Origin of the sequence: Sulfitobacter aestuarii (assembly GCF_042685005.1) — a bacterium.
GTDB classification, from domain to species: domain Bacteria; phylum Pseudomonadota; class Alphaproteobacteria; order Rhodobacterales; family Rhodobacteraceae; genus Sulfitobacter; species Sulfitobacter aestuarii.
Genome location: NZ_JBHUMP010000035.1, coordinates 1 through 11,253 on the forward strand (window position 1 = coordinate 1; position 11,253 = coordinate 11,253).

Genomic DNA, 11,253 nt, shown 5'->3' on the forward strand with positions numbered 1-11,253 from the left:
GAACCCGTCGCGCAGGGTCTCGACCGTCGCGCTGCCGTGCATACCCATCACCGAGATCAGCACAGTGATCACCACGACCAGCATACCCGCCTGCGCCCCCGACCGCAGGATCAGCATAAAGCCCATGAAGTACAGCCCCCACATCGCCGTCACAATCGCTCCGCAAATATCTTGGCTGGACACCGCAGAGCACGGCAGCGAAAGCGGCGAACCAGCAGGACCAGTTTCACCTTCCGGCCATGCGCCGGAAGATCGGTCAGAAGTAATCGGCGCTGGCCGATCTGGTTGTTCGTCGTCGTATTGCTGGTGCTTTGGGCCGTAGCAGGGCAACAAGTCGTGAGCTTGTTTGTCGACAACTAGCGGCTGACGCCGTGCTGGCCTAAAAATTGATGCCCCCAGGCAGTGAACTCGGTCCCTCAGTCAAAGGTCATGGAGCGGCGGACATGTGCGGGTAGGGAAGACAGAGGTCCAGTCAGGCCTTTCATCATAGATTTTTAATTGTCGATCGGGCTTCTTCAGGACGACCACAACTCGACTGACCCGTTGGACAAGCGACGCATTATTCGTATTCCCCGATTCCTTGCGGAAGATGACCAGATTGCATTCACGATGGCCGAACTGGTCGCGTTCGGCGACCTCGTCTGGACGATGCGCAAAGGCCATTTCATCTACGAAACGACGGCCATGATGCTTGCGTGTTCCGCGAGGCCTATGGCGGCATCGATGGTCGGGAAGATGGATGCGTTTAGCCCTTGGAACGATTATGCTGTTGAATTGACCGCATGAAGGTGACGCCGGTGTTGGTCAAGTCGAGATAGGAAAAAGCTGGCAAATCCGTATGACTGCTTCATCACTCGTCGGCTCATCGGGCGACTTGAGGACTCAGAAGTAATGCCTAAGATTCCGACCTCCCGCGTTGACAAACTCTTGTCTTCCATGGGTTATGGCTCGCGTAGTCAGATCGCGCAATTGGCCGAGGCTGGCGGTATCACCCTGGACGCTGCCGGTTTACGAGACGTCTCCAAGCGCATCTCCGTCACTCCAGATTTGCCGGACCGAATGGAAATTGATGGCGAAGCCCTCGATCCTATTTTTGGCATGGTTATCCTGTTGAACAAACCTGTCGGTTTGACCTGCTCACATAAGGACGGTGGTCGGCTGGTCTATGATATCTTGCCCGAGCGTTGGAAACGGCGCAGGCCGACAATCTCGACCATCGGTCGTTTAGACAAGCAGACATCTGGACTTCTGCTGCTGACCGACAATGGTGACCTCCTGCATCGCGTCACTAGTCCCAAACACAACGTCAAAAAGACCTACCGTGCTGCGTTGGCGCGTCCGCTTGATGGCACCGAAGTTGATCTGTTTGCTTCGGGCCGGTTAATATTGCAGGGCGAGAAGAGGCCGCTGGCTCCTGCCGAACTAGTACTTGTCTCAGAAACCGAAGCTCTGCTTAGCATTACAGAAGGTCGATACCATCAGGTGCGCCGCATGTTCGCTGCTTCCGGCAACCACGTAGAGGGGTTGCGCCGCGAGCGCCTGGGTCGTCTGGCCCTGCCGGATGGGATAGCGCCCGGTCAATGGAAACTGTTGCGAGAAGACGAGATCTCGCTGATCTTTCAGTAAGCCGAAAGCGGCATGGGCTCCGCCCTATGGGACAATTGGCCCGTTTCTTTTCACCGCACAATCTGGCTTTTGAATAGTTTAACAAAACAGTGTCCGAATCGAGCTCCCGCAACCACTTTCACCGAACCATGATCAGACCGATCCAGCCCACCCGGCTGGGCCTGGTCGACCATCGCGGCAATCGCCCCTTCCAGTTCAATCACGGTAACGCCGTCGCCGCTGCCCTGCTGCACGGTGACGCGCGCAATCAGGCTGCGCAGCAGGTCGAGCGCGGGCGTCCGTATCGCCTCATCCTTGAGGCTGTCCGACAGTTCCATGACCTTCTTGCGGTAGAGCTCGGCGAGGCCGGGATGAAGCCGCACCGGATCAGGGGCGGGGGCCTCGAGCTGGGCTTCCAGGGCCGCCTTCTGCGCTTCCAGCTCCTCGAGTTGCTGCAGCAGACCCGGCGTGCGCAACCCGTCGGCAATGGCATCGTAGAGGCCCCGCAGCTTGTCAGTGGTCTGCATCAGCATTTTGGCGGTCTTCTGGCGTGTCGAACTGGCGGCAAACCGTTCTGCATTCGCCGCATTGGTGAAGGCCGAGACGAAGGCCGCGACCGCGTCCGGTTGCATCAGACGCTCGCGCAAGAGCTCAAGGACGGCCTCTTCCAGGACAGGTCGCCGGAACGATTGGGAGGTCTCACAGGTGCCGCGCTTGCGCGCATTGGGGCAGGCCAGATAATCCTTGCCCACGGAGGCCAGGGTGCCGCCACATCTACCGCAGACAAGCTTGCCGGTGAGTAGATGCGGGCCGCGGCGCTTCTCCCAGAACCGGCTTTTCTTGATGCCCTGGACCGCCGGGGTGGCGTCGATCTGGGCCTGCCGCTCCTTCACCGCAGCCCAGAGTGCGTCGCTGACGATGCGCAGCTCGGGCACCTCATGGATCACCCAGTCCTGCTCAGGATTAAGGCGCGAGACACGCTTGCCCGTGACAGGGTCCTTGATGTAGCGCAGCCGGTTCCAGACCAGGCGCCCGATATAGAGCTCGTTGTTCAGAACCCCGGTGCCGCGGGTGCGGTGGCCGCGGATCGTGGTGTCGCACCAAATACCGCCGCGCGGGCCGGGGATGGCCTCGTCGTTGAGGCGACAGGCAATGGCCTTTGGCGGGTAGCCCTCGCTGAATTCATCGAAGATGCGGCGCACGATTGCGGCTTCATCCGCAAGTACCCCGCGCTCCCCCGTGACCGGCATTCCGTCCGCGCCGACCGCAGCAACAAATAGGTCGGTTGAAGGTCTGCAATGGGCCGGATGCCAAAGTTCACTCAGTACATCGAGTCGCTCAAGCGTCTGCCTTAAAGTCTGGCCCGAAGCCCTCACATAGATCTCGGTCGTCTTGAGGTTCGTTTGGCCGAGCAGCGCCTGAACCACGCGGATATCCGCGGGCAGAATCACGTTGCGATCCTTGCGGCCCTTGGCCTGAACGATGCGGATGATCTTCTGTTCCCCGTCGATGTCGCCGACCTTCAGCCGGACGACCTCGCCCGCGCGCATGCCGCAGCCATAGGCCAGCGACAGCATCACGCGCGCCTTCAGGCCGGGTGCCATGGCCAGAAGACGTTTGACCTCATTGCGGCTCAGCACAAGCGGCACCTTCACCGGCTCCTTGAGGTGAAAAACCTCGGCCGCCAGATCATGTCGCCGCAGGGTGACCCGGAGGAGAAACTTCACCCCGGTCATCGTCTGGTTACGGGTGCAGATACTCGTCCCGCTCTCGATCAGATGCCGCTGAAAATCCCTCAAATCATCTGGTGTCGCTGTCTCCGGCGAGCGCCCGAGCCAAGCCGCAAATCGCTTGCAGGCCCGCAAGTGGCTGGTCTGCGACGCCGTTCCGAGGTTGCGTGCCGACATATCCGCAATCATGCGTGCGCGAAGGGGTGCCATCGGTGTGGAATGCTGAATATTCATGGGAAAACCCTCTGTCAATCGAGGCAAAATCACCTCGACCAACAGCACACACCCGACACCAAAACCCGTGCAACAAATCCCTGTTCAGCTCAACGCCCCCCACAAGCGCCCCTATCGCGGAGCGATTTAGTGCACGAGCCCGGCTCAGGCATCCCGCGGCACCGATGCTTGGTGGTGCAGAAACCTGATGAAACTAAGCCATTACCAATATGCCATGTATCAATATCTATCAGGCGGACAGTTCAAAACACTGGAACGAAGGTCTCAAATTTCAGATGGACAAATGATTTGCACATTCCTCTAACGTCGGTAGGCTACATGCAAGAAATATTTTACTTTATGGAGGGCTTGATGCATTTTATGTTATCTTATAACAAATTCAACTATGCGTGTTTTAGCCTAAATGTCTTGTTTGATGATATTCGGGACAACTTCAAAAGCTGCATTCTTTGACGTCAGATATTGGCCTCACCACGATTAAGAGCCTCTCCATTGTTGTGACGTTCATGTTTTTCGGCGGGACGATGCAGGTGACGTCATATTATCAAGAGTTTGGCTTTCGGTTTTCTGACCTGGACATGCAATATCACCATATTCTGTTCCGTGGGATTTCACTGACATTCACAAACTTTTTCGCCTTTGTCGTGGTATTCCTCTGCTTCCTAATGATCATTATCGATTGCTCGGATTATGTTTTTCAAATAAGGGACATGAGGCTGAACCTGGGTAAAGTTCAGGGTCTTGCAATGGCGATTTGCTTCGCACTCATATTTGTGATCGGTTCGCTTGACGGTTTTAGGACAGCTCAGCGTGACAGCTCACCTATCTCCACAACGCTTCGTGAGTTGGTCAAACTCACCAATAACGGCAATGACACACAGGAAATCCTCCAGTATCTTCAACAACCCGACTTTAGTGGCAAAGTCGGACGAATTTTCATTGTTCACCGGGCAAACGAGAGGCTTTCAGTCATAAGCCCTCCCGCGATTGCTGAACCCGGTGCTACTAAGCTGCCCGTTTTTCATATTCCCCTCTCATCAGGAGTAACTTATGTTGACAAAGCATCCAACAATCGCAGCAATTCTTGGCTCTCTCTACTTTAGTTTTTGCGCTGGCGGCGCAGTTGCAGACGAGATCACGAGTAAAAATGGGTCCACCCTGTATGGCAAGATTTCCAGTTTCGATGGCAATAGCATCGTTTTTAACCAAAACTGCGGGCAACAGGGCCATACCATTTCTTGGAACAATATATCTGAGGCGCGCTTATCCGGCGATTGCAAAGCGGCCAAGTCTTGGCGCGGGGGCGGCGATCCTTCGTGTGAAGACCGGAATTCAATGTGGATTGAAGGCACCGGGCTTGTTAGTCTTGAGGTTATGCCAAAGGTGGTGACGGACCTGCAAACAGTTCTTCCGTTCGGTACGGCTACTGAACTCCTCAGCCGAGGTCCCGACAACGTCACCTATCGCGATGTCTGTACTGGCGACATCAAATCGATCCCGACCGGTGATCTGGTGCTCACACCGACTGACGGCTACTGCAAGATCGAATGCCAATAACTTTATCCGGGTTCAATGGAATTCTGTGAATTAAGAACAATGACCTGCCGCTAAGTCAGTTATCGCATCAGCAAGTATTGCTGCATTGGCATCAGGCGGCTTTGTCCGCGAAGCCGACCTTTACCCGCCGAAAATGCTGCAAGTTGGACGAATGGCCGCTCTGGTGAAGCTGCACCGTAGCGCGCGGCCAAAAGGCGAACGGCAGAGCAGGGCCGATCTTTCTCGCGTGATTTCGCTGCAGCTGCGAAATGCTGCGGCTTCTCGCTCGGTAAAATGGGTTCGCTGCTGCCCTCGGATGCGGCGCGCCATCGGTCTCCCGCGGCACCTGAGCAGCGCTAAGGACGGCCTTAACCGCCCATTGGCTTCATGGTTGAGCGCTGCGGTGCAGCTTAACGAAACCGGCTTTATCCCTCGCGCAACATTTTTGAAAGCTGACGGTCGGCTGACCGGACTATGCTGCCGTTCGGCGTCATGCCAAACTACAAGTTGCGCCCGTCTTACAGATGCTTAGCTGCCCATGTTCGATAGAGGTCATGGAAATGGCGCATTGCGTGTTCTGACACACCATGGTTCTCAAGGTCGGTGACGTACCATCCATGCTGGAAGCCGCGCTGACCCATCCCGCGCTGCACATTTTCGCAAAGTGCTTTGTCCTCCTGTGAGACAACTTCCGTAGTCCAGACAGAGCGGAGCCGATCACGATCGGCAGCACCTTCGTCGGTCGGGACCGCAGGTTGCAGCGATACAGTATACCGCGAGGTAATCCCCGGTTCGACCGGATCAAATCGGGATACGTAGAAATTCTGCGTTCCCGGAAACCGGCCGAGCGTGATGTTGGGAAACACCCACCAGAATTCACCGACAAGGACATCATGTTCAAGGTCGAGGGGGAAGGCCAGGTTTTCGGCTTTTTTCTTGGTCGGGGCATTCTGGTAGGTGAAATTCTCAAACAGGGTGAATTGGCTATCTGGGATCGACATCATTTCATTGAACTCAGGATGTGCCATCTGGCAATGGTAACACTCCAGATAGTTGTCGAGCATCACTTTCCAGTTCGCGTTGCAGACATAGGTGTGGCCAAATTCGCTACCGCCTCGATTTGGGACGTAGCTGAGCAAATCAGGGCAAGCCTTCAGCATTTGCGCTTCCAACTCAGCCGCAAATTCATCGAGAGGGGCTGCGGTGTTGCTTGCGTTGATGAAGACGAACCCTGCGAGGGTGTCGATTGCAACGGGGAGTAGGCCGAAATTCTCAAAATCGATTGAGGATCGCGCCATTCCGCGTGCGCCGCGCAAAGCCCCATCCAGACCAAAGGTCCAGGCATGATACGGGCAGGTGATACGGCTCTTGTTCCCCTGACCCTCAACAAGGCGGTGGCCTCGATGCGGGCACACATTGTAAAAAGCCTTCAATGCGCGTTCCAGCGTCCGTACTATAAAATAATCCTGCCCATGCATAGAAAACGTATAGTAGTCGCCGGGTTGGGCCACCTCGGAGATGTGGCAGGCGAATTGCCAAGAATTGTAGAGCAGATGTCGAACCTCGGCATCCATAACACTCTGACTGAGATAATACACAGCCGCCAGAGTCTGGTCAGCCAGCGGTGCTTTAACAACTTCTCGTTTGTTCAAGTGATTCGTGCTCCCGCCACTGCGGCAACGCTAAGCGCCGTTTGCTCTTTTCAAAAGAAAAAATCGATCTCTGACATTTGGTCGGGCGGCAGGTACCTGCTGTAAATCGCGGTAGGTTTGGGCTCAGAGCCGCCTTGCGGCAGCGCGACGTCTTTGGTGCGTGGCATTTTAAGAAGGCAGGCGAACCCGGCCCAGAACGGACCTTCACGACATGATCGACATGCTGCACCGCGGCCCGTCGTTCCGGACATTCGTCACAATTGCAACATCTGGAGTCAGGCCAACTTTCACACGCCGGACAAGGAGCATTTTCAGAACTCATCGTAAGACATCGAGCGCGGTGAGGTCCGGCCGCTGGTCGCCGCGACCTATCACTTGGAACAGATCGCGCAGGCGTAGGAGAGTTACAGCAATAAGAGCCACACGGAGAAGATCGTGCTGACCCGCCGCAATAGGCGCTCAGGCGAGGTCTTTCGCGATCTCGTGGAAGACCGCCATCGCGGCCTTTGCCCGGGCGCTCGGAACGCGCCCGCGTCGGCTGATCGCCCAAAGGTCGAGATGGCGTTGCACCGGCAGTTGCGCTACGCGTAGCCGATCCGCCTCCTTGAAGGCGGCGAGCCCACTGCGCGGCAACAGCGTGTAGCCCACCCCCTCGGCAACCGGCGCGGGGATTTGCCCAATCTGGTTCACCGTCGTCCGCACCTTGAGCCTGTCTGCGCCGGCGTAGTTCTCGGGGAAGTTTTTCGCCAGCAAATCGTCTGCATAGCCTCCGGCATCGGGATGGGAGACCAGCCCGAGCGCGTCGAGGTCTTCAAGACTGCAGGGACTATCGGCGTGCTGTGGCAGAAGCAGGCACAGTTCTTCGCGCCCGAGATGCACGGCCTCGATCCGAGGATGCCCGGGGTCCCGGCCCATGATGCCGAGGTCGAATTCGGCCTCCAGGATGCCCGCCAGAACCCGCCGCTGAGGCGCGGCCATGACATGGATCGCCAGATGCGGAGCAGCGCGCATCATCGCGATGGCACGCGGGTAGTAGAGCATTGCGAAGCTGCCTGAACAGGCGATGCTCAACGTACCTCTTTCTGGATCGTCCCGTGTCAGAGCATCTTGTAAGTGCCGCTCTTGGACGCGCCGAGACAGGCCGAGATTACGCAGGGCCTCGCCTGCTGCGGTCAGGGTGAAGCTCTTGCCGTCCTGCGCGATCAGCGGCTGGCCGACCTGCTGCTCCAGCTTGCGCAGGTGCTGCGAGACCCCCGGCTGCGTCATGTTCAGCCGCTGCGCCGCGCGGGTGAAATGGCCCTCTTCGGCCAGCACGGTAAAGGTCTCGATCCAAGTGGCATTCAGCATGGGTTCATAGCGTTTCGTTTGGATTTCGATGATAAATGATAATTTCACGAACGGGGTCGTGCTGTCTACATTCCTGTCAGACGCAAACTTCAGGAGACGCAACATGACACCGCGCATCTTTTCCCACATCGGCCTCTCGGTCCCAGATCTCGACGCCGCCGTGCAATTCTACTCCGAGATCATGGGCTTCTACGTGCTCATGCAGCCCAGTGAAGTCACTGAGGATGACACCGCAATCGGCGTGATGTGTACCGACGTCTTCGGCCCCGGCTGGGAGCGGCTTCGTATAGCGCACCTGTCCACTGGCGACGGCATCGGGATCGAGCTTTTCGAATTCGCGGGCAACCGCGCCCCGGAGGACAACTTCGCCTATCGTCGCCACGGCACCTTTCACTTCGCGATTCAGGACCCCGACCTCGAGGGCCTGCTGGATAGGATCGTCGCGGCAGGTGGCAAGCAGCGGATGCCCGTGCGCGAATACTTCCCGGGCGAGAAGCCCTATCGGATGGTCTACGTCGAGGACCCCTTCGGCACCGTCTTCGAGCTCTACAGCCATAGCTACGAGCTGACCTATTCCGCTGGGGCCTATGTCTAAATGGATCAGGCTGCGCAGCAGGTCCAGCGCCGGTGTCCGCAGCTCCTCTACCCGAAGACTATCCGAGAACGCACTGACCTTCTTGCGGTAGAGTTTTGCGAGGCCGGGATGGAGCCCTACCGGATTAGGGGCGGGGGCCTCGAGCTGGGCTTCCAGGGCCGCCTTGTGCGCTTCCAGCTCCTTGAGTTGCTGCCATGCTTCGCTACTCAGCTTTAGTCGGTAGGTGAAGCAATCGCGCAAGCGTCCTGATCCGTCAACCTGACCGCGTCGGTATGCGTAATATCAGCAGCTGGGGGGAATGGCAAAAGTCCGCGCAGCTGACATAGGTCGGGTTACAGCAAGCGGCGGGAACCAAAGACAACGCCCTAAACTGGACGGGTGCTTCCCATGAACCTACAGATGGTGACATCTTCCGTTAGAGGCTGGTAGGGAGCGCATTCGATGACAGACTTATCAGATTGGGTCGAGCGCCCACGGCCCACGCGCATCACGCTGGAAGGACGATATGTGCGGCTCGAACCTCTTCGGTCTGCCCACGCAGACACATTGTTCATGGCGGCTTCGGCGCCGGGTGCGGAAGACCGATTTCGCTGGCTTCCCGAGCGACCACCGAACCGCGTAGAGTTCGATGTGTGGCTGGAAGGCGCATCCGCGTCGACCGATCCCCTGTTTTTCGCCGTGATCGAAAAGGCGAGTGGCCGCGCCGAAGGGCGGCAAGCCTTGATGCGCATCGACACGGCCAATGGCGTGGCCGAGATCGGCAACATCATGTGGGGTGCAGCATTGCAGCGGACCCGAATGGCGACCGAGGCCTTCTACCTTTTCGCAGATCGCGTATTCCGCCTCGGATATCGGCGTTTCGAATGGAAATGCAATGATTTGAACGGCCCGTCAAAACGCGCGGCCAAGCGGTTTGGCTTCCGACCGGAGGGGGTGTTCCGCCAGCACATGGTCGTGAAGAACGCCAACCGCGACACGGCTTGGTTCGCGATGACAGACGGGGACTGGCAGCGGATGAAGCCTATCTACGAGAACTGGCTGTCGCCCGAGAATTTCGATGTTCAGGGGCGGCAGCGTAAGGTCTTGCAGGTCTGACCCGCGGGCAGCGTTTTCTAGATGCGCCAATGCCCCTCAATCCACTGAGGGGACATCCAGCTTGCAGATTCTCAAAGGTTTCTTAGGGAACTTCGACACGACATGTCTTCGCAGCCTCAAGAGGCTTCGGCACAGACTGCACCATGTGGTGTGAAGTGCTGGCCGCTGAGCCTGTCGTCGCCGGAATAGGGCCCAAGTGTAGGTTCGAAGAAAAGCGCACCGACAACCGTTCCGTTTGAACTGCCGAAATAGGGCCGACGCGCGTTCAATCAGGCCGTCTTCGACGTTTTTGGATTACCAGCTTGATCTTGCGTCAGCCGGGCTGCGCGCAGTCTAGCGGTCTTTTCCAATCGCTGGCTGGTTTCCTTGTCGATGATTTCGATCGCTGCAGCGGTCGTGCGCTCGGCGATCGTCTCGCGCTTCGTAGGTTCTTGAAGGGGTTTTGGAACTGTCATCTCATTTTCTCTTCTCTGGCGCCAAAAGCGCCCTACGCAGCTTCGAAATTGGAGCGCGCTCTTCAAATCACCTAGCCCGAGGGACACGAAAGGAAACGTATCTTGCTTGCCAGCGCAGGACTGGTCGGCAACTAACTTCGACCCAGACATTCGGTGAGAGCACTTTAAGGGAATGCAACGTCTTGACGGTGAAATGTCCTGAATGGCTTTGGTTTCCTTCGCGGGGTGCCATCGTAAACAGGGTCGTCAATCCCTATATAGGTGGTACCGATGCTACGCATCCCGGTTCGATATGAACGGGGAGCTGACGTCGGCCAATCAAAGGATCGATGACATGTCCTTCAAGGACCTTACCGCCAGGGCTGCGGCCGCAATGAAGCCAAAGCCTGCGGATGTTGCGAAGACTCCTGCCAAAGAAAACGAGACCAAGGCTGTCGGCAAGGAAGCGCCAGCGAAACCCAAGATATCTTGAGACGTACCCAGGCCCCGCGCCCCATTCCCAAGGGGCGCGCGGCCCGCCACAGCAATATGCGAGGACCATGCCAATGGAGAATCTGACGAGCAAGACCATCGCCGTTTTCGCCCGACCGTTCACCGTTCCTGGCCTTTCCGAGATGCTCCCGGCGGGAGAGTACGAGATCGAAACGGAGTTGGTTTCACCTCCGGATCAACAGGATTCCGAGGCCTGGAAAGCCTCGGTCCTGATGAAGCTTCACCCGCAGATATCGCATCCCGGACTTGCGCGGACTCTGACCGTTTCTCTGGCCGACTTGGACCTTGCACGCGCCAGGGACAAGCTGACGGGCAGGGCGTTGTCCGACTTTTTTCTCGAAGGAATGCTGGCTGATCCAATGATATGCCTCGTGATGGAGGCCGATGGCGTCTCCGCGGCGCATCTGCGACATCTCTACTCAGGGAGCGGGATACCTAGACCCCATGATCGCCGTGTGAGCTGACTGGCTCGGCGGCCTCTCCCGCGGCATTCTCCGTTCGAGGGTTGCGTC

Annotated in this window: 11 protein-coding genes and 1 pseudogene; 7 read left to right on the forward strand and 5 right to left on the reverse strand. The window is 57.5% G+C overall.

Annotated features, from left to right (window positions below; all coding sequences use genetic code 11):
- Positions 1-419: 419 nt before the first annotated feature.
- Positions 420-738: pseudogene (locus tag ACFSUD_RS18850) on the reverse strand (IS30 family transposase); the annotation flags it as partial.
- A gap of 153 nt (positions 739-891) precedes the next feature.
- Here ACFSUD_RS18850 and ACFSUD_RS18855 point away from each other — a divergent pair.
- Entirely contained in the window at positions 892-1,626 is a 735-nt protein-coding gene (locus tag ACFSUD_RS18855) for a 16S rRNA pseudouridine(516) synthase (protein ID WP_386376051.1), read from the forward strand.
- Between the two features lie 50 nt (positions 1,627-1,676).
- Here ACFSUD_RS18855 and ACFSUD_RS18860 read toward each other — a convergent pair whose 3' ends face one another.
- The gene (locus ACFSUD_RS18860) at positions 1,677-3,569 is read right to left on the reverse strand and encodes a recombinase family protein (protein ID WP_386376052.1); all 1,893 of its coding nucleotides are present in this window, start codon (positions 3,567-3,569) and stop codon (positions 1,677-1,679) included.
- A 449-nt stretch (positions 3,570-4,018) separates the two neighbouring features.
- Here ACFSUD_RS18860 and ACFSUD_RS18865 point away from each other — a divergent pair, with 449 nt between their 5' ends.
- Together ACFSUD_RS18865 and ACFSUD_RS18870 are read left to right on the forward strand one after the other, a co-directional pair.
- Complete coding sequence (locus ACFSUD_RS18865) at positions 4,019-4,672, forward strand: hypothetical protein (protein WP_386376053.1); 654 nt, start codon at positions 4,019-4,021, stop codon at positions 4,670-4,672.
- Positions 4,620-5,126 carry a hypothetical protein gene (locus ACFSUD_RS18870; protein ID WP_386376054.1) on the forward strand — a complete coding sequence of 169 codons (507 nt, stop codon included), beginning with the start codon at positions 4,620-4,622 and terminating at the stop codon, positions 5,124-5,126. Before ACFSUD_RS18865 ends, ACFSUD_RS18870 begins: the two co-directional genes overlap by 53 nt.
- Before the next feature lie 497 nt (positions 5,127-5,623).
- On the opposite strand, the gene ACFSUD_RS18875 is transcribed toward ACFSUD_RS18870, so the two are convergent.
- On the reverse strand, positions 5,624-6,757 hold the full coding sequence (locus tag ACFSUD_RS18875) for an aromatic ring-hydroxylating oxygenase subunit alpha (RefSeq protein WP_386376055.1): 1,134 nt from the start codon (positions 6,755-6,757) through the stop codon (positions 5,624-5,626).
- A 459-nt stretch (positions 6,758-7,216) separates the two neighbouring features.
- On the reverse strand, positions 7,217-8,104 hold the full coding sequence (locus tag ACFSUD_RS18880) for a LysR family transcriptional regulator (protein ID WP_386376061.1): 888 nt from the start codon (positions 8,102-8,104) through the stop codon (positions 7,217-7,219).
- 103 nt (positions 8,105-8,207) lie between these two features.
- On the opposite strand from ACFSUD_RS18880, the gene ACFSUD_RS18885 reads away from it, so the two are divergent.
- Both ACFSUD_RS18885 and ACFSUD_RS18890 read left to right on the forward strand, forming a co-directional pair.
- Positions 8,208-8,699 carry a lactoylglutathione lyase family protein gene (locus tag ACFSUD_RS18885; RefSeq protein WP_386376056.1) on the forward strand — a complete coding sequence of 164 codons (492 nt, stop codon included), beginning with the start codon at positions 8,208-8,210 and terminating at the stop codon, positions 8,697-8,699.
- A gap of 441 nt (positions 8,700-9,140) precedes the next feature.
- Positions 9,141-9,794, forward strand: a complete 654-nt coding sequence (locus ACFSUD_RS18890) for a GNAT family N-acetyltransferase (RefSeq protein WP_386376057.1) — start codon at positions 9,141-9,143, stop codon at positions 9,792-9,794.
- A gap of 269 nt (positions 9,795-10,063) precedes the next feature.
- Here the strand turns inward: ACFSUD_RS18890 and ACFSUD_RS18895 are convergent, their stop codons facing one another.
- Positions 10,064-10,249: a hypothetical protein gene (locus ACFSUD_RS18895; protein ID WP_386376058.1), complete on the reverse strand. Its 186-nt coding sequence runs from the start codon at positions 10,247-10,249 to the stop codon at positions 10,064-10,066.
- A 334-nt stretch (positions 10,250-10,583) separates the two neighbouring features.
- Between ACFSUD_RS18895 and ACFSUD_RS18900 the strand changes: the two genes are divergently transcribed.
- Together ACFSUD_RS18900 and ACFSUD_RS18905 are read left to right on the forward strand one after the other, a co-directional pair.
- Entirely contained in the window at positions 10,584-10,721 is a 138-nt protein-coding gene (locus tag ACFSUD_RS18900; protein ID WP_386376059.1) for a hypothetical protein, read from the forward strand.
- Positions 10,722-10,794: 73 nt separating this feature from the next.
- Positions 10,795-11,205, forward strand: a complete 411-nt coding sequence (locus tag ACFSUD_RS18905; protein ID WP_386376060.1) for a hypothetical protein — start codon at positions 10,795-10,797, stop codon at positions 11,203-11,205.
- Positions 11,206-11,253: the final 48 nt, after the last annotated feature.